General features: G+C 57.6%; 26 protein-coding genes, 4 tRNA genes and 1 pseudogene. 8 read left to right on the plus strand and 23 right to left on the minus strand.

Features of this window, described 5'->3' with window-relative positions; all coding sequences use genetic code 11:
* The first annotated feature begins 52 nt into the window (after positions 1 to 52).
* Entirely contained in the window at positions 53 to 1,903 is a 1,851-nt protein-coding gene (locus J3P89_RS19005; RefSeq protein WP_434695275.1) for a sigma-54-dependent Fis family transcriptional regulator, read from the plus strand.
* A 158-nt stretch (positions 1,904 to 2,061) separates the two neighbouring features.
* On the opposite strand, the gene J3P89_RS19010 is transcribed toward J3P89_RS19005, so the two are convergent.
* A complete protein-coding gene (locus J3P89_RS19010; protein ID WP_434695277.1) occupies positions 2,062 to 2,595 on the minus strand; it encodes an anti-virulence regulator CigR family protein in 534 nt (177 codons plus the stop codon).
* 354 nt (positions 2,596 to 2,949) lie between these two features.
* Here J3P89_RS19010 and J3P89_RS19015 point away from each other — a divergent pair, with 354 nt between their 5' ends.
* From J3P89_RS19015 to J3P89_RS19025, 3 genes are all read left to right on the plus strand, one after another.
* The gene (locus J3P89_RS19015) at positions 2,950 to 3,147 is read left to right on the plus strand and encodes a hypothetical protein (protein ID WP_434603512.1); all 198 of its coding nucleotides are present in this window, start codon (positions 2,950 to 2,952) and stop codon (positions 3,145 to 3,147) included.
* 290 nt (positions 3,148 to 3,437) lie between these two features.
* Positions 3,438 to 3,866 carry a DUF2628 domain-containing protein gene (locus tag J3P89_RS19020; protein WP_434603510.1) on the plus strand — a complete coding sequence of 143 codons (429 nt, stop codon included), beginning with the start codon at positions 3,438 to 3,440 and terminating at the stop codon, positions 3,864 to 3,866.
* Positions 3,867 to 3,971: 105 nt separating this feature from the next.
* Positions 3,972 to 4,148, plus strand: coding sequence for a DUF3606 domain-containing protein (locus tag J3P89_RS19025; RefSeq protein ID WP_434569139.1), 177 nt, complete (start codon positions 3,972 to 3,974; stop codon positions 4,146 to 4,148).
* A gap of 173 nt (positions 4,149 to 4,321) precedes the next feature.
* Here the strand turns inward: J3P89_RS19025 and J3P89_RS19030 are convergent, their stop codons facing one another.
* Positions 4,322 to 5,158: a hypothetical protein gene (locus J3P89_RS19030; RefSeq protein WP_434569140.1), complete on the minus strand. Its 837-nt coding sequence runs from the start codon at positions 5,156 to 5,158 to the stop codon at positions 4,322 to 4,324.
* Between the two features lie 1,007 nt (positions 5,159 to 6,165).
* Entirely contained in the window at positions 6,166 to 7,170 is a 1,005-nt protein-coding gene (locus J3P89_RS19035) for an NAD(P)/FAD-dependent oxidoreductase (protein WP_434695278.1), read from the minus strand.
* Positions 7,171 to 7,388: 218 nt separating this feature from the next.
* Here J3P89_RS19035 and pip point away from each other — a divergent pair, with 218 nt between their 5' ends.
* Positions 7,389 to 8,369 carry a prolyl aminopeptidase gene (gene pip, locus J3P89_RS19040; protein ID WP_434695279.1) on the plus strand — a complete coding sequence of 327 codons (981 nt, stop codon included), beginning with the start codon at positions 7,389 to 7,391 and terminating at the stop codon, positions 8,367 to 8,369.
* Between the two features lie 45 nt (positions 8,370 to 8,414).
* On the opposite strand, the gene J3P89_RS19045 is transcribed toward pip, so the two are convergent.
* From J3P89_RS19045 to J3P89_RS19065, 5 genes are all read right to left on the minus strand, one after another.
* On the minus strand, positions 8,415 to 8,618 hold the full coding sequence (locus J3P89_RS19045; RefSeq protein ID WP_434569141.1) for a hypothetical protein: 204 nt from the start codon (positions 8,616 to 8,618) through the stop codon (positions 8,415 to 8,417).
* 60 nt (positions 8,619 to 8,678) lie between these two features.
* Entirely contained in the window at positions 8,679 to 8,909 is a 231-nt protein-coding gene (locus J3P89_RS19050; RefSeq protein WP_434695280.1) for a hypothetical protein, read from the minus strand.
* A 431-nt stretch (positions 8,910 to 9,340) separates the two neighbouring features.
* Positions 9,341 to 10,087, minus strand: a complete 747-nt coding sequence (locus tag J3P89_RS19055; protein ID WP_434652975.1) for a hypothetical protein — start codon at positions 10,085 to 10,087, stop codon at positions 9,341 to 9,343.
* A gap of 135 nt (positions 10,088 to 10,222) precedes the next feature.
* Positions 10,223 to 10,771: a DUF2867 domain-containing protein gene (locus J3P89_RS19060; RefSeq protein ID WP_434695281.1), complete on the minus strand. Its 549-nt coding sequence runs from the start codon at positions 10,769 to 10,771 to the stop codon at positions 10,223 to 10,225.
* 218 nt (positions 10,772 to 10,989) lie between these two features.
* Entirely contained in the window at positions 10,990 to 11,202 is a 213-nt protein-coding gene (locus J3P89_RS19065; protein ID WP_434695282.1) for a hypothetical protein, read from the minus strand.
* A gap of 391 nt (positions 11,203 to 11,593) precedes the next feature.
* On the opposite strand from J3P89_RS19065, the gene J3P89_RS19070 reads away from it, so the two are divergent.
* Both J3P89_RS19070 and J3P89_RS19075 read left to right on the plus strand, forming a co-directional pair.
* Positions 11,594 to 11,845 (plus strand): hypothetical protein, encoded by a 252-nt coding sequence (locus J3P89_RS19070; protein ID WP_434695283.1) that lies wholly within the window; start codon positions 11,594 to 11,596, stop codon positions 11,843 to 11,845.
* Between the two features lie 67 nt (positions 11,846 to 11,912).
* Complete coding sequence (locus J3P89_RS19075) at positions 11,913 to 12,491, plus strand: hypothetical protein (RefSeq protein WP_434695284.1); 579 nt, start codon at positions 11,913 to 11,915, stop codon at positions 12,489 to 12,491.
* A gap of 98 nt (positions 12,492 to 12,589) precedes the next feature.
* Here J3P89_RS19075 and J3P89_RS19080 read toward each other — a convergent pair whose 3' ends face one another.
* The 5 genes and pseudogenes from J3P89_RS19080 to J3P89_RS19100 form a co-directional block, all read right to left on the minus strand.
* Positions 12,590 to 13,105 carry a hypothetical protein gene (locus J3P89_RS19080; RefSeq protein ID WP_434695285.1) on the minus strand — a complete coding sequence of 172 codons (516 nt, stop codon included), beginning with the start codon at positions 13,103 to 13,105 and terminating at the stop codon, positions 12,590 to 12,592.
* A gap of 234 nt (positions 13,106 to 13,339) precedes the next feature.
* Positions 13,340 to 13,861: a hypothetical protein gene (locus J3P89_RS19085; RefSeq protein WP_434695286.1), complete on the minus strand. Its 522-nt coding sequence runs from the start codon at positions 13,859 to 13,861 to the stop codon at positions 13,340 to 13,342.
* A gap of 166 nt (positions 13,862 to 14,027) precedes the next feature.
* A pseudogene (locus tag J3P89_RS19090) lies at positions 14,028 to 14,128 on the minus strand (chemotaxis protein); the annotation flags it as partial.
* 601 nt (positions 14,129 to 14,729) lie between these two features.
* Positions 14,730 to 15,032, minus strand: coding sequence for a hypothetical protein (locus tag J3P89_RS19095; protein WP_434624908.1), 303 nt, complete (start codon positions 15,030 to 15,032; stop codon positions 14,730 to 14,732).
* Positions 15,033 to 15,285: 253 nt separating this feature from the next.
* Positions 15,286 to 15,362: transfer RNA gene (locus J3P89_RS19100), tRNA-Val, on the minus strand.
* 183 nt (positions 15,363 to 15,545) lie between these two features.
* Between J3P89_RS19100 and J3P89_RS19105 the strand changes: the two genes are divergently transcribed.
* Complete coding sequence (locus tag J3P89_RS19105) at positions 15,546 to 16,829, plus strand: NAD(P)/FAD-dependent oxidoreductase (protein WP_434695287.1); 1,284 nt, start codon at positions 15,546 to 15,548, stop codon at positions 16,827 to 16,829.
* A 199-nt stretch (positions 16,830 to 17,028) separates the two neighbouring features.
* Here the strand turns inward: J3P89_RS19105 and J3P89_RS19110 are convergent.
* The 10 genes from J3P89_RS19110 to accD all read right to left on the minus strand — a co-directional run bounded on the left by J3P89_RS19110 (position 17,029) and on the right by accD (position 24,620).
* Positions 17,029 to 17,105: transfer RNA gene (locus J3P89_RS19110), tRNA-Asp, on the minus strand.
* A gap of 89 nt (positions 17,106 to 17,194) precedes the next feature.
* Positions 17,195 to 17,271 (minus strand) — tRNA-Asp (locus tag J3P89_RS19115).
* Positions 17,272 to 17,329: 58 nt separating this feature from the next.
* A tRNA-Val gene (locus J3P89_RS19120) sits at positions 17,330 to 17,405 on the minus strand.
* Positions 17,406 to 17,508: 103 nt separating this feature from the next.
* Positions 17,509 to 18,282 (minus strand): SDR family oxidoreductase, encoded by a 774-nt coding sequence (locus J3P89_RS19125; protein WP_434695288.1) that lies wholly within the window; start codon positions 18,280 to 18,282, stop codon positions 17,509 to 17,511.
* Positions 18,279 to 19,490: an O-succinylhomoserine sulfhydrylase gene (locus J3P89_RS19130; protein ID WP_434673952.1), complete on the minus strand. Its 1,212-nt coding sequence runs from the start codon at positions 19,488 to 19,490 to the stop codon at positions 18,279 to 18,281. Before J3P89_RS19130 ends, J3P89_RS19125 begins: the two co-directional genes overlap by 4 nt.
* Before the next feature lie 56 nt (positions 19,491 to 19,546).
* Entirely contained in the window at positions 19,547 to 21,052 is a 1,506-nt protein-coding gene (gene purF / locus J3P89_RS19135; RefSeq protein WP_434569205.1) for an amidophosphoribosyltransferase, read from the minus strand.
* Between the two features lie 41 nt (positions 21,053 to 21,093).
* Positions 21,094 to 21,654 (minus strand): CvpA family protein, encoded by a 561-nt coding sequence (locus J3P89_RS19140; protein WP_053150760.1) that lies wholly within the window; start codon positions 21,652 to 21,654, stop codon positions 21,094 to 21,096.
* 89 nt (positions 21,655 to 21,743) lie between these two features.
* Positions 21,744 to 22,412, minus strand: coding sequence for an SPOR domain-containing protein (locus tag J3P89_RS19145; RefSeq protein WP_434695289.1), 669 nt, complete (start codon positions 22,410 to 22,412; stop codon positions 21,744 to 21,746).
* On the minus strand, positions 22,396 to 23,703 hold the full coding sequence (gene folC / locus J3P89_RS19150; RefSeq protein ID WP_434695290.1) for a bifunctional tetrahydrofolate synthase/dihydrofolate synthase: 1,308 nt from the start codon (positions 23,701 to 23,703) through the stop codon (positions 22,396 to 22,398). Before folC ends, J3P89_RS19145 begins: the two co-directional genes overlap by 17 nt.
* Complete coding sequence (gene accD / locus J3P89_RS19155; RefSeq protein WP_434569208.1) at positions 23,700 to 24,620, minus strand: acetyl-CoA carboxylase, carboxyltransferase subunit beta; 921 nt, start codon at positions 24,618 to 24,620, stop codon at positions 23,700 to 23,702. Before accD ends, folC begins: the two co-directional genes overlap by 4 nt.
* Between the last annotated feature and the right edge of the window lie 98 nt (positions 24,621 to 24,718).

The following is a 24,718-nucleotide window of genomic DNA, read 5'->3' on the forward strand; positions in this document are numbered from 1 at the left end:
CTCTGTGCGAGACTTGCCACAACAATAAAAACAGCACCTGCGAGAGTGCCCCATGGCCGCACCAGCTCCTGCCTTGTCCCACGAAGCCATCATTCAGGCTTCCTGGTCCCGTTGCCGCGCCTTTGGCCTCAATCACCAGAGCGTACCGGCGTTCGACCCATTGCCGGCCGAGGGCATCGCCCAGTTACTGGAAAGCCAGCATTCACTGGTGCAGACCACCCACCAGGAAGTCCTACCTTACTACGAGAACATCCTGAGCAATTCCAATTGCCTGATCATGCTGGCCGACAACCAGGGCCAGGTGCTGACCTCCTGGGGCACCCAACGCTTCATCGAACCGAAGCTGGCCCACGGTTTCAGCGCCGGAGCGACCTGGATGGAGCGCTGCACCGGCACCAACGCCATCGGCACCGCGCTGGCCTGTGAACAGGCGGTGCACATCGAACACGATGAACATTTCCTCAAGGCCAACCGTTTCATGACCGGCTCCGCCGCGCCGATCTTCGATGCCGAGCGCAAGGTCATCGCGGTGCTGGACGTCTCCAGCGACAGCTACCTGCCGCCGTCCCACACGCTGGGCATGGTCAAGATGATGAGCCAGACAGTGGAGAACCGGCTGATCCTCAACCTGTTTCGCGGTGAACACTTCCAGCTCACCTTCAACACCGGACTGAACAACCTCGACAGCCAATGGGCCGGGCTGTTGATTTTCGATGAGAGCGGCCAGGTGCTCTCGGCCAACCGCCGCGCCGACAACCTGTTGGGCCTCAGCCTGTCGCGGGTAAGCATCGAAAGCCTGTTCAAGGTCTCGCTGATGGAATTGCTCAACCAGCCCGACGGCCTGCCGTTCGCCTTGCAGACGTCCGGGCGCAATCGGTTCCAGTGCCTGCTCAAGCGGCCGAAGCAGGTGTCGGTCAAGCCGCGCATCTTTGCCGAAACGACCCCCTCGCCAGCACCCGCCCCTGCCAATACCACCATCAGCCTCAACACCCTGCACTTCGGTGACAGCAGGGTGGAAAAAGCTGTGCGCCAGGCCGAGCGCCTGTTGGAGAAAGACATTCCGCTGCTGATCCACGGCGAGACCGGCGTCGGCAAAGAAGTCTTCGTCAAGGCTTTGCACCAGGCCAGTTCGCGTTGCAAGCAGGCGTTTATCGCAGTCAACTGCGCGGCGATTCCCGCCGAGTTGGTCGAGTCGGAATTGTTCGGTTATGAAAAAGGTGCCTTCACCGGCGCCAACCAGAAGGGCAGCATCGGCCTGATCCGCAAGGCCGATCGCGGCACGTTGTTCCTTGATGAGATCGGCGACATGCCGCTACCGACCCAGGCCCGCTTGCTGCGGGTCTTGCAGGAACGCTGCGTGCAACCGGTGGGCAGCGCCGAGCTGTTCCCGGTGGACATCCGCATCATCTCAGCCACCAACCGCTCGCTGCGCGAACAGGTGCAACTGGGGCGATTTCGTGAAGACCTCTACTACCGCATCGGCGGTCTGACCCTCGAATTGCCGCCCCTGCGCGAACGCAGCGACAAGCAGGCGCTGTTCAACCGCCTCTGGGAACACCACCGCGAGCCGACCCAATGGGCCGGCCTGAGCCGCGAAGTCCTGGAGCTGTTCGAACGCCACCCCTGGCCGGGCAACCTGCGGCAAGTCAGCAGCGTGCTGCAAGTGGCCCTGGCAATGGCCGAAGAACAACCGATCCGCCCGGAACATCTGCCCGATGACTTTTTTGTCGACTTGGAAATGGAGCCGGTGGAAACACCGGAACCGCTGGCAGTAGACCTGAACGACGCCGAAGACCTGAACCGCCAGTTGCAGGCCGTCGGCGGCAACATTTCCCACCTGGCACGACGCCTCGGCGTCAGCCGCAATACCTTGTACAAACGCCTGCGGCAGTTGGAAAGCTGATACAAAACCTGTGGGAGCGGGCTTGCTCGCGAAGGCGTCGGATCAGCCAACATCAACGGTGACTGACACTCCGCTTTCGCGAGCAGGCTCGCTCCCACAGAAGTTTCGCTTATCTGCCTGGTACTCCGAAGCGGTTGCCATTCCACTCAAGCAACAGGTCAGTCGAAGGCACCGTTGAGCACTTCGTAAATGATGCCGCTGGCGATCGCCACCAGAATCAGGTCGGTACCAACCTGCTGCCATTCGTAACCGTCATAGCGCGGCAGGTGTCCCAGCAAACGTCCGTCGAGCTTCTTGGCGATGCCGGGTGGCAGCGGCTTGCCCCGGGCGAGGTTCTTCTGGATACCCGGCGGCAATGCCGGGCCTGGGCTCCAGTAATCGCGATAACCGCCAATCACACCCAGAACACCGCCACGGTCGATGCTCGGCCCATTATGCCAATCGCTGCCGTCACCGCCCTGGTTGCCTTTGCCTCCCTGGTTGCCTTTATTGCCAGCATTGCCCTGGTTACCCTTATTGCCAGCATTACCCTGGCCGCCCTTGTTGCCCTGCCCGCCCTTGCCTCCTTGTCCCTGACCTTGATCGAATTGAGCGTTTCCCTTGCCATTGCCCGGGTCCGCGACAGCAAGGCCAGGGCCCGCCGCCAAGGCAAAACAGGTTACTGCAGCAATCAACGAGCGCGATTTGAACATGGCAGTACTCTCAGAAAGGGAAGAGTCCCTGTAAAGATATAGAGACTAACGGTGATATTAGTTCCATATCACGCTGCGTGTCGGTTACCTGCACCCCGTGCCGCCCTGAACCAAGCAATCAGGCGGCAATTGACCCGGTTTTGTCGTATCACTGACTTATTCCTGAGGCATGGTTGGAGCGCTGCCGCCCCGACAGGCGCCGAAACTTGCCACTGGTCGCCTGTGACAAGTCGAGCACATGACACGGGCCCGTCTGGCTCAAGGTTTGCAGCGGACCTTGTACGCAGCGCAGGACGACGTCTTTCTGTCGCGGCAGCAAATTCTAAACGCTTGGTCAGCCACCGGAGATGTACCGTGTCAACTCTCAATGAAATCGCAGCGAACCACGCGAGAATGGCAAAATTAAAGGAAGAAGAGTCGATGCGGTTGAGCGCGCTTCAAAGCCAGATAGTTGGCAGTCTTGAGTTGCCAGTGACGCACACGGAACAGCAGATGCCGCTGCATTTTCTGACAATCGTCCCAGACCACGCTTTTGCAGATGCCATGCTCTGAGTGCGTCCTGAATGTTGGATGAAACCCGCCGCCCGTTTGATTGAGCGGGCGATTCGGGATGACCTGCCTTTGCAGTTTCCAGCACCGTCATGAACTTCCCGCCTGCCCTCGCAAGACCAGCGTGATGCCCATCACAGATCAGAAAGCCATTTAAGCAACTGTTGCGGTATTTTTGCGCGCGAACGCTTATAAAGCGGGCAGCAAAAGCGCATTAGCCAAAAGACCAGGAAAAACAGCGCAGGATTCTCGGAAGAACGATCTCTTTGATGGAACACCAGGAGCAGCGAAAAATGAGCACGACTGAACAAATACAAAGCAGCGGAAAATACAGCGCCAAATGGCAGGAACGTTTCGACTTCTTTGATACCTATGGCGCGCCAAACGACCCGCGCTACAAGGAAGCCGTCAAGAGCCTGCCGGACTTCAAAAAGAAAATCCTGATCAACGCCAACGTGATCGCGTTTTTCTTCGGTCCTATCTACCTGTTTGTCTTGGGCCTGTGGAAGAAGAACCTGGCGCTGCTCGGAATCTTCCTGGCAATCAACATCGTATTGAGCGTGATTTTCGCCATCATCGGCATGGAATTTCCGCGGCCGTTGAGCATGGGTCTGAACATCGCCATGTCGATGATGTATGCGCTCATGACCAACTATGCGTACTACCTGAAGGAAATCAAGGGCGAGCAAGGCTGGAATCCGCTCAAAGGCATGCGTCTCTGATTACCGGCTCAGCCGCAGCGCCCTATAAAAATGGCGCAAACAGCCCCGCCTGATGGTCCATTGAGTGTCGCCTGGCGTTACCAGGCCTTTCATAGGAGCTCGACAATGGCTGACGACTTGAGCAATCGCGGGCCCCAGGACCGGAACCGCATCAACACTTCCGAAGACTGGGAATTGAGATACTGGGCGAAAGAATTCGGCGTGACCGAAGAGCAGCTCAAGGCAGCGGTCAAGGCTGTTGGGCCGGTGGCCGATGATGTTCGCAGGCAATTGAAGAAGTAACGAATAAGCCCTGCATTGCTGCGGGGCTTATTCATTCAGGTGGACCTCCATCCGACGGCTTAGACGCTGACCGGATCAATCCTGCCCAGTCTGAGCGTCTTAGAAAGCAATTCGTCCTGGCGGCTACCTGGGCCAATGATTGCGCTTCGTCTCCGGGAGCCTTAGACGTGAGCTTATTTGTCGGCCTTGCGGAAAAGTGTGGTCTCGAAGCGATGGGTTCCTCTGATGAAGTATATTTGCTTTAGCGTACCGTCCTCATTGATAGCAATCACATGCGGTATCCTGGATTTATGATACGGGTGATCATAAAGGTCTGGCTTATTGCTGTAGGCGAACGCGGTGAAGTGGAGGCCGTCAGCTTCCCAACTGACGCCGTTGAACAGGTAGACCCAATTTTCGCTGTCTGAGTTATAGAGATAAGCTTCGCCGCCTTTGTCCCTGCGGATCTCAAATTGAATATCTCCTCGCTCGCTTGCCCACCGACCGATGTATCGGTTCAGGTCGGCGTGCGAGGGCAAAGTAGGCGCTGGAGCAAAATCAGCCTCTTGGTACGGCGACTTTTTGGCTTCTGCTTCCCGGTCAATGACATACGAATCGCACAATGGCGCGATCTTTTGCACCTTTCGATAGCTAAAGATCAGAGGATTGCCGGACAACACCATACCCAGGCGCATGGTATTCGGCGTCAACGAAATAACCTCAAGGTCGAAGGTATCGTTTGGCGACTCGATATGGATCGACTTACCGTCATCGGCCAAGGTGTACTTGGATACCTCGACCTCCCCTCTGGCGTTGGGCTCATTGCAGTTAAACGAATGCAATGCCACTGTTCCATCCGGCAAGTAATTTGCCACGTTGGCAATACCGTTGCGTAGAGGGCTCATCGCCCAAGTTCCTAAAAGAGCCGTATGATCGGCCTTTGCCGATGCACCCACCGCAGAATCTGCTACTTGCACTGCATGAGCGCCCAAAGATAGGGCTGCGAAAAACAAGGGGTAAAGCTTTTTCACTGAAAATCTTCCATGGTGGCGCCAAAATCGAAACACACGCTCATTTGCGCGAACTGTTTGCCTGCACAGCGAGGCCATTCGATGTCAGGTTTCCACTATGTCGGTAGAGCCAGCGACATCTTTAGTTCGCAGCAAGACCTGGAAAAACGCTCAGGCTCTACGATCAGCTCGTTAGAAAAAATGAATTACCCGTCAAGGCGCTCGGTCAACAATTATGAACGCAGTAATCTGACGAGGTAACAGCGATGACTATCGAAGCAGAGACACTCGTACAACTGACCGAAGCACTTCAGAAGCGTGGGATGGTGCTGGTATCCGACGTGGCGTTTATCCGAGCGCCTTACAGGGAGGATCATCATTGGATTTGCATGGTGGAATAATCGGTAAGTTGTGCTGGCGGCGCTGAGAACGTTTGCGCCGCCAGTCTCCGTCTAACGGTATATAAATCCGCACTTAGGCAGTGCGCAATTCCCGAGGCCGATCATGAGGACCCCGGTGGAATACCATCTTTGTTGAAGTCCTTCAAACGCTCACGCTCCTGCTCGGTGGAGTGGGCGGGCGTGTCGTCCTTGGGTTGTTCGTTTTTCTTCTCGTCGGTCATGGGTTTGCCCTCTCGTTGATAACAGGTTGGGCACACCAGGGCGCTGGCAGTTCAATCAATACGCGGTTCACAGGTCCACTATGGTACGTCGTCCCGCACGTTCCCCAGCCTCAATTCTCGCAGGCCGCTGTTCCCCATGAATCGAATCACGACACCCTCCCCCCGCGTCAAGGCAAGCACATGGTCGATCAACTCACCTTGACTGTCAGCCTGCAGGATCGGTTTGTAGCCATGGGATTTATAAAGTGTCCAACGGTCGTTTTCGAACTCTATCCTGTACACATCCACTGCCAGGCGCTCCGATTGTGTTGTCGGTAGATACGCCAAGGTGCGTCGGTGTTCCGGTTGGCTGTCGAGTGGAACCGACGAGATTCCCAGCGACCAAGTAGCGCCGCCTGGTGCAAGCTCAAGCCGAATCGAAAGGCATCTTCTTGTCACGCGCTCGATCCCATAAACGCACCTCCAGGCTGTTATGCACCGCCGTCGCACATATTGCCGCCTGGCCGGTAGCGACGCTGATCTGCTTGAGCGAATTGACCACGTCTCCAACCGCATACAGACCTTCTACGCAGGTGCGCTGGTGCGCGTCGACGGCCAGCGCACCTTGCTCATCGGTCTCGGCACCGAGTTGCACCGCGAGTTCGGAGCACATTTGCGAGCCCAGAGACGGATACACAATGTCGAAGCAGAGGCTTTCGCCCTTGCACGTTTCAACCTGGACTTGATCGCTGCCAGCCTCTATATGCTCGACACGATCGGCGACCACGCGAATACCGGCATGCCTCGCTACCGCAACGGCTTCTTCGCAAGCCTGGCTATCTCCATGAATCAATACCGTTACCCGGTCAGTGAAGTTTCGCAAAAACAATCCATGATTGATCGCACAGCTCGCCTCGCCATAAACCGCGACGTTGTCGCCGTTGACTTCGTAACCATCACAGATCGCGCAAAGTCGGATCACCGATTGCGCAACCGCATCGTAAGGCCGCTCCATGTGTGGCAGCGTGTCGACGATTCCGGTCGCCAGCACCACGCGACGCGCAACCAGTTCACGGCCGTTGAGTTGCGCAACAAAACCTGCACGGTGCTTGAGCAGGCGCTTGACCCTCCCTGATTCGATGATCGCGCCGTAACGCAACGCCTGCTCTCGCAGCCGGGCGAGCAAGTCCGTGCCGGAAATGCCCGGTGGAAAACCCGGATAGTTATGGGAACGTGGAATGAGACTCGCACGGCTGCGCCCACCGTCGGCGACCAGGACCTGCCGGTGGAATCGACTCAGGTAAACGGCTGCGGTCAATCCAGCGGGGCCGGCGCCGATGACCAAGCAATCAAGATCAACGTCCCCACCTTCAGTGGAAGCTGATTCCGGCCGAGCGAACAGCTCTTCATATTCATCGCAATCCAGGGGCATCGCCGGTTCCTCGTGCTTGCGGTGTTCTTAGCAATGACTACGAACTGAGCGATAAAGATTGCCTGGCCCGACAAACGGCCGTTTATTCCGCTTTATCAATAACTTATGCGCCTTCCGTTTGTCCTGTGCGCCGATGCCGCGTGTGAACTTGCGGCAGACGGCTCTTTCCGAACTGAAAGAGACCCTGCTGAAACAACACATACATCAGGAGCCGCCCCATGGATGCCCCCCGTCAGATCACCTACAGTCAATTTCCCCCTATCGAGCAGCCTCGGCGCAGCGGCATGCTGCCCGTCGACGATCTGCATACGCTTTATTGGGAAGAAAGCGGCAACCCCGACGGTGTACCGGTGATTTACCTCCACGGCGGACCCGGCGAAGGCGCTCCGCCGACCAAACGACAGTTCTGGGATCCCGATCATTACCGCATCGTACTGTTCGATCAGCGCGGCGCCCTTCGCTCGACACCCTTGGCGGAACTGCGCGACAACACTACCCAAGCGCTGGTCAACGACATCGAGGCGTTAAGGGAGCATTTGGAAATCGATCGTTGGCTGATCACCGGTGGCTCGTGGGGCACCACCTTGGCCTTGGCCTACGGCGAGACGCATCCGCAACGCTGCCTTGGCTTCATCCTGCGAGGGGTATTCCTGGGCACAGCCGACGAGATCGACTGGTTCATCCACGGCATGCGGCGCTTCTTTCCCCGCGCTCATGAAGACTTCGTGAATTTCATTCCCGAAGCCGAACGCCACGACCTCTTGAAAGCCTATCTGGACCGCATGACCGGCGCCGACGAGCACCTACGCGTGGAAGCCATCCGCTGCTGGGTGCGCTACTCCGCCAGTTGTTCGCTGTTGCGGCACGACCCTGACGGCGTCGAAGAACAAGCGTCAGACGGTCAAACCAGCACTGGCATGGGATGCCTGGATGCCTGGTATTTCAAGAACCAACTATTCTTGGAGGAAGATCAGCTCATCCGAGGCATCGCGGCGATTACCCATCTGCCGTGCAGCATCATCCAGGGCGGGCACGACATGATTGCTACGCCAAATTCGGCCTTTCGCCTGCATAAAGCGTGGCCAGGCTCGGTGCTGACCGTGATCAATGATGCCGGGCATTCACCTTCGGAAACCGGGATTGTCAGTGCTTTGATCGAGGCGACGGAGCAGTTCAAGGTGGGTGGGAAATTCGGTTAGGAGCAATGCACAACAAACCAGAAGGCCCAGCACCAACGCCGGGCTTCAGTGAAGCACTCTGCGACTCTCCCCGATCCTTATGCGATCAAGCGCACGGTTTAACGCATCCAGCGCCTTTAACAGCGCCTCGGCTTCCGCTTCCCGGCCATCACCCCACAGGCGCTCAGCCATTTTGTTGAGCGCCAGAATTGATCGCTCGATTTCGGCAGCACTCGCTGTCGTTTTGTCATCCGGCTGTTTCTTTGGCATTGCCTTGGCGCTTTTTAAGTTGATCGGGTCTTTGCGATGAATCGCCAGGCAGCGCCACGCTCAAGCCCAGATGGCCGTCTCGGTATTGATCTCCGCGACAGACGTAGCGTTGAACTGCCGCTGGCGGTGCAGATCATCGCGCATTTTCGGGTAATTGAATTTCCTGCCCCCCAGCTCTTTCAGAACAAGGCCTGAAATTTTGTAGGTGCCGCAGTCAGCGCAGTTGACGAGTTCACCACCTTGATCCTCTTCGGACTGTTGTGCTTCCAGCCCGCATAGATAACATTTCATACCTGATCTCCTGTTAGCCAATGCTTAGAAGATCGTCTGGTAAAGGGTGAAGTTTCAATGGCTTGATCGCCTGCAACCATGACTGCAGGATCCCGGACCCTCCAATCTGCTTCCGGGGGCGCCTATGGACAGGTAACAGCCTCGTTAGACTGCCGCTTGGTCCACAAGGTACGACCGTTGATTGCACTCTTGAACCATGCCTCGGTAACCGCATAGCATTTGCCCTCCCAAGTCTCGACAAACGTCCTTGGATAACCCTCAGGCTCATTTCCACCCAGACGCATCCAGTTTGGATCTGGCGAGGTGACTGTCCTATAAGGCATGCAGGCTGCCAGTACTACCAGCAAGAATGCCAAGACTAGCGTTTTCATATGAATCCCAGTCAATTGGAAGGCGTGTGTTGCACACCGCGCTCTTGAGATTTACCGCGGCTAGAAACGCGGGGTATAGACGGAGGGGATGTTTTCCCAACGTGAGCTACGACGAGGAGCTTGTGCGAGTGACGCAGTACAACCCACCTTGATCGGCGGAAAGCGGAAAGCCAGGGACAGACCGTAATAGGAATTCACCTGTAACCGGACCGTCGCGTAATTGTTGTATGGCCGCGTTTGCCTGGTCCTTGCATCTGTTGCCCATAAGCTCATTGGCGCAAGTGATGATGAGGAGACAGCGACAGACCTCGATTTGAACTCATGATCGTTTTCTAACTCACTGCGACGCCAACCTGGTGATGCTCGCTCCCTGCGGGCTCGGCTCGTGAAGAAGGCACGGAAACGTCGGAAAGGGTTTGAATCGGACATGGCCATCTCTATCCGTTCCTGCGCCATCTCGTTCTTCGCCTGGGCGATTTGCCTTGCCAGGTTTATCGCGGTGTTTTTGAACTCCCGGTGAAGCGCCTGCTCCTCGGTCTCGTTTCCAAGTGGCTTAACCTTCATCTCGGAAAATGTGAACAGCGTTCTGTCACCGAGCACGTAAAACGTGCCGCGAATTTTTTGTATATTGCCCTGAAAGGTAAAGTCCATCGAACAGAACGCATGTTCGTCCATGTTTATGTAGTAGAGCGGCTCACCCTGCAGGTTTCGAACGGTTCCGTCCTGGTGAATCCTGCCCAAAGGCGCCCCATCGTTGCCGTTGCCTTTGAAGACCAGGTAGCGGCCGTTCATGTAGTTGTACGGCATTAACGGTTCCAGTTTGCCCATTCTCTGCACACACCCATGCTCCTTTCCCGCAACGCTATCAGGTCAGGAGCACCGATGCCCACTATCTTCTAACGGCTGCGTGCCTAACTGGCGAAGTGCCCGTTGGAAACTGATCTACACGGGGACACTGCGCTCTGAGGCGCAGGTAGCCAGAGGCCAACCGACGCGCGCTGCACGGAGCAAGCTGGCCCTGACAACCAAGCGATGAAACGGGGCGATAACGAAGATATAGGCCCGGCCAAGACGGTTGTGGCACTGAACCACGGTTGAAAACACCAGTTGGCGATTGCCTTCTGGCTCCGCCTCTTCAGAACACAGGATCGATATCCGAAAGTCGAGGTGCTTGTCGTCCTCTCCCAACACGATTTCAGTCTGGTTTGTACTGTAGACCTTGAAGACGCCAACCCGATTGGCAAGCGATGCCAGATGTCTGGCTGTCTTCAGGCCAAAACAGGCAACGATAGTGTCCCGGACTGTCAGGAGCCATCCGATCCAGGAGGGCTGGTGTGAAAGAATGAATCGAGCTAGCAAATCCGGATCGCTGGATGTGCCCGCAGGGAGCCGAATCGCAAAAGCGTCCACCAGGTTCATCGGGTTGTAAAGATGGGTAATGCCGGACCTTGAGGGGACTGGCACGGACTTAATGAGCTCAAATTCTCGCATCGGGGATCCTTCCTTAGTTTCCAGCCACGAATTGGACGACCTGCCGTGTCGATAAAGGCGAGATAGAGCTCTAGCTGCCCACTGGCAGACCATAGAGCAACGTCGCACTGAGCTTGTTAACGTTCGCTGGTGTTCGCAGCATATCAGTCAACTGCGCACCATACGCAGTCTGTATGGCGCGAAATGTCGAGCGAAATAACCGGTGAGGAACCTGACTCTTAGGGTAGAGGCGGATCCGACACAAAACCCGTCGGAATATTGAGAAAGGAATGCCAAGCATTTACAGCGTCGTGATGCCGCTGGGCAGCGTCCTCCCAAAAAGGACCGGATACCTCTTTCGCAGAGACCAGCATCATCATCTTTATCGTCGCAGCATCCAGCTCTTTGAGAAGCTCATGGGATGTGGCCCTGAATTCTTCGAACGACGTCATTGCGTATGCCTCGGGCGGTGTTCACCGCAATTGAGAAATACATATTCCTCGATAAATGGAGTCCCGCGAGCCGCAGTAATTCCGAACGACCGGACCGCCGGTAAATTCATTTCGAGGCAATGTTCACAACCCGCGGACTTGGCTTGCGAAGAAGACCAGGAAAAACGATGGTTACTACCTCGCTAAGAACACCTTACGGTGCACTCTTCTGAAGGATAGTTCCTACATATCAGAAACAACGAAAACCAATACAGACGTATTCGACGCCAGAAGCGGAACACCGCGTAACATTTGCTAACGCTTCAAATCATGATATGTATTGAAGTTCTGTAACAACTTCCCAGATCATGAATTGCAAAAAAAAACAGCCAACCAAAAGCAAGGATCAGCCATGAAAGTATTTTTCTACGCTTCTTTCAACGACGAAGGGAATAGAACTCACTTGGTTCGCACGGCCGAAACACCACTCGAGAGCCTCCCTGGCAATATTCAGGACATCTACAAAAAGATTGAGGTTAAAGAATACGACGTCAATCCAGATGATCTATCAAGCCACTGGTGGTTATGCAAGGAGCTCGTTGACAACCTTTGCACGAAAGGCTGGGACGCGTGCGTTTGGGCGCGAGTTAACAGCTACGCCTGAATAAAACCTCCCGCAGACGTTTGGCCTGCCATATTGACCGCCCCAAAACCAACAAAAGGATTCGTTAGTGACTTCAGTTTATAAGCGCGTGGTGACTTATCGCTGCCTTGGAACTATTTACCATCAAGGCTTGGCATTTGGTGAAGCCGGGCGAAAGCTAATTGACTCGAAGCAGAGTAATCTGTTCGTGCCAGGAATGATCAACATCTGTCTCGCCACGGAAATATTTTTAAAGTCAATCAACGCAACGATGACTTACCTTCTCGATGAAGAGGACGAACTGCCTGGCGGAATTGCGATATCCCAAGGACGTGATGAATCTCTCAAAATCGCGCCTGGCGGACAAGGACATCATCTCAGCAAACTATATGAAAATCTGCCAGACGAAGCTAAAAAGTCAATCAAGGCATTCGCCATTAATGAAGGATACAGTGGCGATATCGCCTACGGACTCCGGCAATATGACAAGGTTTTCGTAGAGTGGCGTTATATCTACGAGAAAAATGACCCTGGCGCCTTAGGCACGCATCCCCTCTTCCCGATTTGCAATGCCATCGACGCCTACTGCCGAGGGAATATCGAGAAGGCATTTGGGGCAGTTGACGAAAAGCTCGAAGAGTCTCGTCCGGATTTCGAGGCCAGGTAATCTGCAAAGAAAGCCCCAGCGCAATCCGCTAGGGCTTTTCTTCCGATCAGCGCTGTCACGAGTTCTAAAGAATTATCTTGTGGTGTGACGCTTCGTGTTTAGCACATGAAAAGAACATTGCACCGGCTGCACCAGCCTTCAGCTGCGCTCCGGCTCATCGGGAAACGGAAGAGAGGATGATTTGTATCGGCAACCGTCAAAACCAGGGAGAATTTTATGAACCTACGCCGGATTTCGTCGGTTGGGACGCTCATGCCTGCCCCATCGACTATTTGAAGAACGCCGCCCGATACCCTGCTGTCAATCTGTTGCCACTCGAACTGCCAGCCTGTTACCCACGTGAAGTCTCGAATCTGATAGTCGCCGGTTACACTTTGGCATTGAGCGAGTTTCCTGTTGGACAGGTCAAAGACAAAAAACAGGGAGTTCGGATAGCCAAGCATCCGAGCACCGTCCAGGCTCAGACCTTCTTTCAGGTTGATGGATGTCACAAGTGCTTTTGCTCGTCGCTTACGCCATATCAAGTACCCTATGGCGAGACAAAAGATAGAAAAAGAAGCCACGAAGAGCTGACGCCCTTCGACTGTAAGCTTATCGGGCGAAAACCGTATCATGCCCCACACAAGTCCTATCGTTACCAGCCCCGATAACCAAGCGGCGGGGATCACTATCTTGTTAGCGAGGCTAACTCCGAGCGTCCTCAAGCAGCTTTCCATGACTGTATCCAATATCACTTAAAGAAGAACTCGCAGGTTATCACTCACAGAGCGCCAACACACAGCGCTTGGCCCGCAATACGCGAGTACGTGCCTCAATAGGGCTTCGTTTGCTTGGTTGCGACGGGAACCTCACCGTTGGCCGGCTAATTTCTTCAGTCTTCCAGAGCCATCATCCACGTATGCAAATAAGCCCAGAAACTCGGCGAGCTCGCTGGCGAGCTGTTTCTGTTGGTTGACTTTTTTTCCGACGACACGGCGAGCAATTAACAAACGCCCGTTTTCATACTCGACATGAATACTGTAGGACTTGCTAAAAGCCAGGTGGCCGTCGGGTTTGAGCACTATTCGAAGCGGTGTGCGTTTCGTTAGTTGATACCGTCCGAGAAAAGCCACACCAGACGCCTGCACGGCCAGTGGAGCGCGCTCGCTGATATCTCTGCCCAGTTGATATACCCACCACATCACAACCAGGCTTGCGAGGATGATGCCCGGCCATTCCCTCCCCGGTAACGACAGTCCGGTCGCTAAGCTGATACAAAAGATCGCCGTGATCGCCCAAGGTGTCTGGCGAAGCAGTGGAACAAAGAATAAACGACCGATGCCGATCTTCGGCCGGATGATGAAAACCTCGTTGGAGCCAAGTGATGTCATCCGTAATCCTCTGTCGATACCTGGGCACGCGGCCATCTACTCACCGGCCTGAAGAGCGAGTGTATAGCGGATAGACCATATTTGAGTTGATCTGTGATCTCTTCACCCTCACCTCATTCACTCGCACCATAGGGAAAAGGGGCAGTGGAGAAGGGGACGGACTTACCTTTGAAAGAAATTTACGCAGCCACAGAAAGCCGCCCAGCAAATGGTTCCAGTACCGCCCGGCCAGGTAGCTGAGCCTGGGCCGAGGTCAGAAGGATCCATCGCAACTCCATCAGGAAAAGTTGGCCGCTGCAGGCCTGGTCAAACAAGTCAGCTCCAGCAGCGCTCCCAGCTCGGGGCAAAAGGTGTGGTGGAACCGAAAACGAAAAAAACCGGAAAATGCCGAGGCTCATGAATATGTTGAGATGTCTTCAAGCTGAGGCCACGACCCCCGCAGTGAGCAAAACAACTCCCAAATACCAACCCCAGAGGAACACCTTCGCTTGTGAATCTTTCTTCGCATAGACATACACGTAAAAGGGTATGACTAAGCAGAGCATGGCCTGGGGTAACGAATTTTTGATGGCAACGCAGAAAATGACCAGCTGCATAGCAACCATTAAGCCGAGCCCCGACAGGAGCAAGTACATGACCATCCGATTACATCCATTTGAAAATGAGTGGTGAGTGTATCGGCGGCCCAATCAGAAACTAAAAGTCTGATAAGAGGGAAAAGGAAGGAAAAGGGAACAGATTTATTTTCTAGCGGCTGCCAGCTCCAAGTGAATCCATTCGATGAGAACTCAGAACACCGGAGCAAAAAAATAAATCCGTCCCTTTTCTTTTTCTATAGAAGAAGTGGTTTCTTAAGAAAGGGCGGATCTCATCTCTTGTCGTGATCCCCGTAGGCATACCCCATCTTCTTGGTCATCTCCTGGCTCTGCCTGTGGTAGATGTCACTCAGCGTCCACCTCAGCCTCCCGTTCTCAGCCTTCAACGTCCCAATCTCCTTTAGTGCACTCCGGTACACGACGATCAGCCCTGCAAGCTCCCTGTGGGCTGCTCTGAGGTTACGGCGTGTCAGCTCCAGGTCTGAACAGAGTATGTCCACTTGATGCTTAAGCATCTCCTCACGGCTAGGTAGCCCAAGCTCAAAACCAGTGTCATCGATCAGATCGTCATGCATTGCCATCACACCAAATACTGTACAAATGAACAGTATCGGTACAACGAAAGACACTCAAGACAAGGAGGATGAACGGTGGTTCGGCGGGAATGAACGGAGAAATCGCCTTACGAAAGCTCGCTAATCCAGCGTTCACATTGCCGATGTGAACGAACCCGATATTTTGTGAACGTTCTGCTTGAATCCGAAGCAACAAAAAAGGGCCCACCTTTCGGTGAGCCCTTCTAGACCGCCCAGCAGAGCGGATTTTGTTTGGTAGGCGCGATTGGACTCGAACCAACGACCCCCACCATGTCAAGGTGGTGCTCTAACCAACTGAGCTACGTGCCTGCTGTGAGGCGGCATTCTACGGAATTCCAAAAGGGTGTCAACACCTTTTTTTCACCTAACCCTATGAATATGCAAAATATTTAATTGCGCCAACGCGACGAAGATTTTGCGCTGGCTGGCGGCGGATTTTTATCTCGGGTAGGATCGGCGCATTCGTAAAAAATATAAAACAGAGGTTCCAGAATGGCGAACACATCCTACCCAGCGTCCTATTACGCCGCATCGGCGAATCCGGCGCCGTCGCGCCCTGCCCTGCAGGATGACGTCGAAACCGATGTCTGCGTGATCGGTGCGGGCTATACGGGGTTGTCTTCTGCGCTGTTTCTACTGGAGCACGGCTTCAAGGTGACCATCGTCGAGGCGGCCAGGGTCGGCTTTGGCGCCTCGGGTCGTAACGGCGGGCAGATCGTCAACAGCTATAGCCGCGACATTGATGTGATCGAACGCAGTGTCGGCCCTCAGCAGGCGCAGTTACTGGGCAACATGGCGTTCGAGGGTGGCCGGATCATTCGTGAGCGGGTGGCGAAGTATCAGATTCAGTGTGATCTGAAGGACGGCGGTGTGTTCGCCGCTCTCACCGCCAAGCAGATGGGCCATCTGGAGTCGCAGAAGCGTTTATGGGAGCGTTTCGGGCATACCCAGCTGGAACTGCTGGATCAGCGGCGTATTCGCGAGGTGGTGGCTTGCGACGAGTATGTCGGCGGGATGCTGGACATGAGCGGCGGGCATATTCATCCGCTTAACCTGGCTTTGGGCGAAGCGGCGGCGGTCGAGTCGCTGGGCGGGGTGATTTATGAACAGTCGCCGGCGGTGCGCATCGAGCGCGGCGCCAGTCCGGTTGTGCATACCCCGCAGGGCAAGGTCAGGGCCAAGTTCATTATCGTGGCGGGTAATGCTTACCTGGGCAATCTGGTGCCTGAGCTGGCGGCCAAGTCCATGCCTTGCGGTACGCAGGTGGTTGCCACCGAGCCGTTGGGCGATGAGCTGGCTCAACGTCTGCTGCCCCAGGATTATTGCGTCGAAGACTGCAACTACCTGCTCGATTACTACCGGCTGACAGGCGACAAGCGTCTGATCTTCGGTGGCGGCGTGGTGTACGGCGCGCGGGATCCGGCGAATATCGAAGCGATCATCCGGCCGAAGATGCTCAAGGCGTTTCCGCAGCTCAAGGATGTGAAGATCGATTACGCCTGGACCGGAAATTTCCTGCTGACACTGTCGCGTCTTCCGCAGGTCGGACGGCTGGGGGATAACATTTATTATTCCCAGGGCTGCAGTGGCCATGGCGTGACGTATACGCATCTGGCGGGCAAGGTCCTGGCCGAGGCACTGCGAGGTCAGGCGGAGCGTTTTGATGCGTTTGCGGACCTGCCTCACTACCCCTTCCCGGGCGGGCAGTTGTTGCGTACGCCGTTTGCGGCGATGGGGGCCTGGTATTACGGGTTGCGGGATCGGTTGGGGTTCTGAGGCGAGTTCGACATTTCACTGAAGGGCTGCTTTGCAGCCCAGCGGGAGCAAGCTCCCTCGCCACAGGGGCTTGTTCCAATCTTCAAATCCCAGAAACAAAAAACCCCGATCTTTCGACCAGGGTCTTTGCTATCGATAGGAAGAAGCTTTTCAGCTTTCTTCTTAGCTCCAAGGCGTTCAGTGGGCCTCGAAGCAGATATGGCGCAGCGGACGGGACTCGAACCCGCGACCCCCGGCGTGACAGGCCGGTATTCTAACCGACTGAACTACCGCTGCGTATCGCTGTGGACTTGCGTCCAGTTAACTCGTCTGATCAAAACCCGAAGGCTTGGATCTCGAACCAGGTGAACCTGCTTCGGAAAATATGGCGCAGCGGACGGGACTCGAACCCGCGACCCCCGGCGTGACAGGCCGGTATTCTAACCGACTGAACTACCGCTGCGCGTCGGTGGAGGCTTTTGACAGCTTCCATCTTGCTTTCGCAAGACTCTCAAGAAACATGGTGGGTGATGACGGGATCGAACCGCCGACATTCTGCTTGTAAGGCAGACGCTCTCCCGGCTGAGCTAATCACCCTTTGCTGCGTTGAGGCCGCGAAATTTACGCAGGTACCGATGCTAAGTCAATAGCAGCGTTGAAGTTTTTTTAAAAACAGTTCAAACAACGCGCGGGCAGCCTTTCACTCGTAGATCATTTTCTTGGTCATGCCACCGTCCACGACAAACTCCTGCCCGGTAACAAAACCGGCGTTGCGCGACAACAGCCACGCCACCATCGCCGCCACGTCCTCCACCGTGCCTACCCTGCCCGCCGGATGCTGGGCATGATCGGCATCGGTCAACGGCTGCGCACGACGTTGCGAGGGGTCTCGCGCATCGATCCAGCCGGGGCTGACGGCGTTGACGCGGATCTCCGGCCCAAGGCTGATCGCCAGGGCGTGGGTCAGCGCCAGCAGGCCACCCTTGCTCGCCGCATAAGCCTCGGTGTCGGGCTCCGATTGCGCGGCGCGGGTCGAGGCCAGGTTGACGATGGCGCCGTTATGGGCACGCAGGTAAGGCGCGCAATGCTTGGCCAACAGCATCGGCCCGCCCAGGTTCACCGCCAGGACCCGGTTCCAGTGAGCCAGGTCGAGGCTTTCCAGGGTGATATTGTGCGGGTCGGCAATGGCCGCGTTGGACACCAGCGCGTCGAGCCGGCCGAACTGCCCGAGCACTTCGGCGATGCCGGTGGCGACCTGCCCTTCATCCGCCACGTCCATGCCGATGAACCAGGCATTGTCGCCCAGGGCCTTCGCCACTCTGGAGCCGCGCTGGCGGTCCAGGTCGGTCAAGACGACCTGCCAACCTTCGCAGATCAGCCAGGCGGCAATGCCCAGGCCGATCCCCCGTGCCGCACCCGTTACCAGGGCAACCCGGCCATGAGTACCGCTCGGCGGCGTTGCCAGCTCGATCACAAGGCCGCCAACCCGCGGGCCAGGTCGGCTTGCAGGTCCGCTACGTCTTCCAGGCCGACCGCGACGCGGATCAGGCTGTCACGGATGCCCGCTGCTTCACGCTCTTGCGGCGAGAGACGCCCGTGAGAGGTGGTGCTTGGGTGCGTGATGGTGGTCTTGCTGTCACCCAGGTTCGCGGTGATGGAAATCAACCGCGTGGCATCGATGAAGCGCCACGCGCCCTCCTTGCCGCCCTTGACTTCGAAACTCACCACCGCGCCAAAACCACGCTGCTGACGCGCCGCCAGCTCATGTTGCGGATGACTCTTGAGGCCGGCGTAATGGACTTTCTCGATGCCGTCCTGCTGTTCCAGCCACTCGGCCAGGACCTGAGCGTTGGCACAATGCGCTTTCATCCGCAGGCCGAGGGTTTCCAGGCCCTTGAGGAAGATCCAGGCGTTGAACGGGCTGAGGGTCGGCCCGGCAGTGCGCAGGAAACCCACCACTTCTTTCATCTGTTCGCCACGACCGGCGACAACGCCGCCCATGCAACGACCCTGACCGTCGATGAATTTGGTGGCCGAATGCACCACCACGTCCGCGCCCAGCTTGAGCGGCTGTTGCAGCGCTGGCGTGCAGAAGCAATTGTCGACCACCAACATGGCGCCTTTGGCGTGGGCTATTTCCGCCAACGCGGCGATATCCACCAACTCCGCGAGCGGGTTGGACGGCGATTCGACGAACAACAGCTTGGTGTTGGCCTTGATCGCCGCATCCCAACCCGACAGATCCGCCAGCGGCACGTAGTCGACTTCGACACCGAAGCGCTTGAAGTACTTTTCGAACAGGCTGATGGTCGAGCCGAAGACGCTGCGCGACACCAGTACATGATCACCAGCGCTGCACAGGCTCATGACCACGGCCATGATCGCAGCCATGCCGGTGGCGGTGGCAACCGCTTGCTCGGCGCCTTCCAGGGCGGCGATGCGCTCCTCGAAAGCCCGCACGGTGGGATTGGTGTAACGCGAATAGACGTTGCCTGGCACTTCACCGGCAAATCGCGCCGCGGCATCGGCAGCGGTGCGGAAGACGTAGCTGGAGGTGAAGAACATCGGATCGCCATGCTCGGCTTCCGGTGTACGGTGCTGGCCCGCGCGAACCGCCAGGGTATCGAACGCTACACCTTCAAGGTCGCTGTCCAGCCGACCGGCATCCCAATCCTGACTCATGCTCCACTCCTTCTATCGCTTGAACGCAAACCGGCCCCTCGGGGCCGGTTCGTTACTCAGTTGTTGTACAGATCGATGATCGCGCTGACCGCCTGGGTCTTGGCCTTGGACGCATCGTTACGGGCGTTCTCGATCCGGTTCAGGTAGACCTCGTCGATATCGCCGGTAACGTACTTGCCGTCGAATACCGCGCAATCGAACTGCTCGATCTTGATCTTGCCGCCACCGACCGCTTCGATCAGGTCCGGCAGGTCCTGGTAGATCAACCAGTCGGCGCCGATCAGGTCGGCCACTTCCTGGGTCGTGCGGTTATGAGCGATCAGCTCGTGGGCACTCGGCATGTCGATGCCGTAGACGTTCGGGTAACGCACGGCCGGGGCCGCGGAGCAGAAATACACGTTCTTGGCGCCGGCTTCGCGGGCCATCTGGATGATCTGCTTGCAAGTGGTGCCGCGCACGATGGAGTCGTCCACCAGCATCACGTTCTTGCCGCGAAATTCCAGCTCGATGGCGTTGAGCTTCTGGCGTACGGACTTTTTCCGCGCGGCCTGGCCCGGCATGATGAAGGTGCGGCCGATGTAGCGGTTCTTCACGAAGCCTTCGCGGAACTTCACGCCCAGGTGGTTGGCCAGTTCCAGGGCCGCGGTGCGGCTGGTGTCCGGAATCGGGATGACCACGTCGATGTCGTGGTCCGGACGCTCGCGCAGGATCTTGTCGGCCAGTTTCTCGCCCATGCGCAGGCGCGCCTTGTAGACCGAGATACCGTCGATGATCGAGTCCGGACGCGCCAGGTAGACGTGTTCGAAGATGCACGGGGTCAGGCTCGGGTTGGTCGCGCACTGGCGGGTGAAAAGCTTGCCGTCTTCAGTGATGTAGACCGCTTCGCCCGGTGCCAGGTCGCGAATCAGGGTGAAGCCGAGCACGTCCAGGGATACGCTCTCGGAGGCGATCATATACTCGACGCCTTCGTCAGTGTGGCGCTGGCCGAACACGATTGGGCGGATGCCGTGCGGGTCGCGGAAACCGACGATGCCGTAGCCGGTGATCATCGCCACCACCGAGTAGCCACCGACACAACGGTTATGCACGTCGGTCACGGCGGCGAACACGTCTTCTTCGGTTGGCTGCAGCTTGCCGCGCTGGGCCAGCTCGTGGGCGAACACGTTGAGCATCACTTCCGAGTCGGAACTGGTGTTGACGTGGCGCAGATCGGATTCGTAGATTTCCTTGGCCAACTGCTCGACGTTGGTCAGGTTGCCGTTGTGCGCCAGGGTGATGCCGTACGGCGAGTTGACGTAGAACGGCTGGGCCTCGGCCGAGGTCGAGCTGCCCGCTGTCGGGTAGCGCACATGGCCGATACCCATGTGGCCGACCAGGCGCTGCATGTGACGCTGATGAAACACGTCACGCACCAGTCCATTGTCCTTGCGCAGGAACAACCGGCCGTCATGGCTGGTCACGATACCGGCAGCGTCCTGGCCGCGGTGCTGGAGCACGGTTAGCGCGTCATACAGCGCCTGATTGACGTTCGACTTACCGACGATACCGACGATGCCACACATGCGACGCAACCCCTACTTAATGGATCTGAACTGAACAACACTCACTGCGGCGTTTTGGCCGTCGGCAAGAGCTGTTCCTTGAACGGTATTTCAGCGGGTACGCTGATACCGCTGGCAAGCCACTGACTGCTCCAACCCAGGATCAGGTTCTTGGACCAGTCTGCAACCAATAGAAATTGTGGCACGAGCCGGGACTCCTGCCACCACGTATCCTGCTGTACCGGCCCCAGGCTCAACAGCCCGACGGCCACGACCACCAGCAACGCGCCACGCGCCGCGCCGAAGGCCATGCCCAGGAACCGGTCCGTCCCGGAAAGCCCGGTGACGCGAATCAGTTCGCCGATCAGATAATTGATCATTGCGCCAACCAGCAAGGTGGCGATAAACAAGATGGCACAGCCCGCGATGACGCGGGCCGACGGTGTTTCGATGTATCCGGCGAGGTACTGGGACAGCGAGCCACCAAACATCCAGGCCACGACTCCCGCAATGATCCAGGTCAGCAGCGAGAGCGCTTCCTTGACGAAGCCGCGACTCAGACTGATCAATGCAGAGATGGCGACGATTGCAACGATCGCCCAATCAACCCAGGTAAATGGCACGGTGCAGCCTACAGACGGATAAGGCGGCGCATTTTAGCAGAGCGCAGGGCTGTCGGTAAGCTGCGTGATTCAAATCAGCCAAATGGCGTTCAACCACGCTCCGGCTGGAAGCGCACCACGAAACCCTTGAGGTTTTGCTGGCGATTGAGCAAGTCGCGCAGGCGGTCAGCCTCGGCACGCTCGATCAGCGGACCGACAAACACCCGATTCTTGCCATCGGCGGAACGGATATAGGCGTTATAACCTTGGCTGCGCAGGTTCTTCTGCAGTTTTTCCGCGCTTTCACGGCTGGTCAGGCTGGCCAGTTGCACCGACCAACTGACCGAAAGGCCATTGGCATCGACACGGCTTTGCGTGGTGTCCGGTTTCGGTGCCGCCGTGATCGGCTGGGTCGGGGCTGGCTTGACTGCCGGCGCCGCTGGAACAGGCGTTGGCGGGGCAGCCGGTTTGCTCGGCGTGGCCGAAGCCGGTGCGGTCGGCGCGGGCGCAATGGGCGCAGACGGCGCGGCGGGCTCCCCGGCCAACTCCTCGTCACTCGGAACCGGCTCCTGAGGCAATGCTTGCGGCTCGGGCACCGCCACCGGTTCGACCTGCACCGGCGGCACGGCGGGCGCCTGGGGCGCGGCGGGTGCATCGACCGTGACCTGGCGCTGCTCGTCCTGACGGGAAAACAGCATCGGCAGGAAGATCACCGCCAGGGCCACCAACACCAGGGCCCCGACCATGCGCTGCTTGTACGCCTTATCCAGCAATGCCATCTGCAGCTTCCTCCGAGGAGCGCCGGGCCAACCATTGAAGGGCCTCGGCTACGCAAAAAAATGATCCGAACAACAGAATCTCGTCGTCGGCCGTCGCCAGGGCGCACTGCCCTTCCAGCGCGTCGGCCACACTGGCGTAAGCATCGACCGAAGCGCCACGACCCTGCAAGGCTGCCTGCAACTCGCTGGCCGGACGGGAACGCGGCGAATCCAGCGGAGCGACGGCCCAGTGCTGGACAGTACCATCCAAGGCATCGACCACGCCATCGAGGTCCTTGTCGGACAACAGCCCGAACACCGCCAGGCGCTTGCCTGCCACCGGCCGCCGCGCCAGGCGCTCCGCCAGGTACTGGGCGGCATGAGGGTTGTGGCCGACATCGAGCAGCAGGTTGAGACGCTTGCCTTGCCAATCGAACGAACGACGATCAAGACGACCGACGACGCGAGTCGCCTGCAACGCCTGGACAATCCGTCCCGCGTCCCACGGCAGATCTGCGAGCAAATAGGCCTGAAGCGCCAGCGCAGCGTTTTCCATCGGCAGGTCCAGGAGCGGCAGGTCGTGCAGCTCCACCGGATTGCCCTTGGCGTCACTGCCGCGCCATTGCCAGTGCTGCTCGGTCATGGCCAGGTCGAAATCCCGCCCACGCAGAAAAAATCGGCAATCAAGCTCGCGAACCTTGTCGAGCAAGGGCTGCGGTGGATCAAGGTCGCCACACAGCGCAGGCGCGCCCGGGCGGAAGATGCCGGCCTTCTCGAAGGCCACGGATTCGCGGGTATCACCCAGGTAATCGGCATGGTCCACGCCGATACTGGTGACCAGCGCGATGTCCGCATCCACCAGGTTGACCGCATCCAGCCGCCCGCCCAGGCCGACTTCCAGCACGACCGCATCCAGGCCGGCGCGGGCGAACAGCCAGAACGCCGCCAAGGTACCCATTTCGAAATACGTCAGGGAAGTCTCGCCCCGCCCGGCTTCCACCGCCGCGAAGGCTTCGCACAGCTCGGCATCAGAGGCTTCGATGCCATTGACCTGCACCCGCTCGTTGTAGCGCAGCAGGTGCGGCGAACTGTAGACACCGACACTCAGGCCCTGGCCCCGCAACAGCGAAGCCAGGAAGGCGCAGGTCGAACCCTTGCCATTGGTGCCGGTAACCGTGATGACCCGGGGCGCCGGCCTGGCCAGTCCCATGCGGGACGCTACCGCTTGCGAGCGCTCCAACCCCATGTCGATGGCGGATGGATGCAACTGCTCAAGGTAGGTAAGCCAGTCGCCCAGGGTACGTTGGGTCATAGGCCTGCAGGCACCGGCGGAACCACGATCGGCTCGATCGGCGTGGCGACGAACTTCGGCGTCGGCAGGCCCATCAATTGCGCCAGCAGGTTGCCCAGGCGCGGGCGCAGTTCCTGACGGTGAATGATCATGTCGATGGCACCGTGCTCAAGCAGGAATTCACTGCGCTGGAAACCTTCCGGCAGTTTTTCCCGCACGGTCTGTTCGATCACGCGAGGGCCGGCAAAGCCGATCAGCGCTTTCGGCTCGCCGACGATCACGTCACCGAGCATCGCCAGGCTGGCGGAGACGCCGCCGTAGACCGGGTCGGTCAGTACCGAAATGAACGGAATGCCTTCTTCACGCAGACGCGCCAGCACCGCGGAGGTCTTGGCCATTTGCATCAGCGAGATCAGCGCTTCCTGCATCCGCGCACCGCCGGAGGCGGCGAAGCAGATCATCGGGCAACGGTTTTCCAGGGCGTGGTTGGCCGCGCGAACGAAGCGCTCGCCGACGATCGCGCCCATGGAACCGCCCATGAAGGAGAACTCGAACGCCGACACCACCACCGGCATGCCCAGCAGGGTACCGCTCATGGACACCAGCGCATCTTTTTCGCCGGTCTGTTTCTGGGCGGCGGTCAGGCGGTCCTTGTATTTCTTGCCGTCGCGGAATTTCAGGCGGTCCACGGGCTCCAGTTCGGCGCCCAGTTCAACGCGGCCTTCGGCGTCGAGGAAAATATCGATACGGGCACGCGCGCCGATGCGCATGTGGTGGTTGCACTTGGGGCAAACGTCCAGGGTCTTTTCCAGCTCCGGGCGGTAAAGCACCGCTTCGCAGGATGGACATTTGTGCCACAGACCTTCAGGCACCGAGCTTTTTTTCACCTCGGAACGCATGATCGAAGGGATCAGTTTGTCTACCAACCAGTTGCTCATGCTTCTTTCTCCAGTACCGGCGGCCCGAACGCTCTGGTTCGCAGCCCCGCGTATGCCCTTGAGCTCAAATTCATTGTGCGGCGAGGGTTGCGGACCGT

The sequence above is a fragment of the Pseudomonas sp. Z1-14 genome, from assembly GCF_051132005.1.
GTDB lineage: Bacteria > Pseudomonadota > Gammaproteobacteria > Pseudomonadales > Pseudomonadaceae > Aquipseudomonas.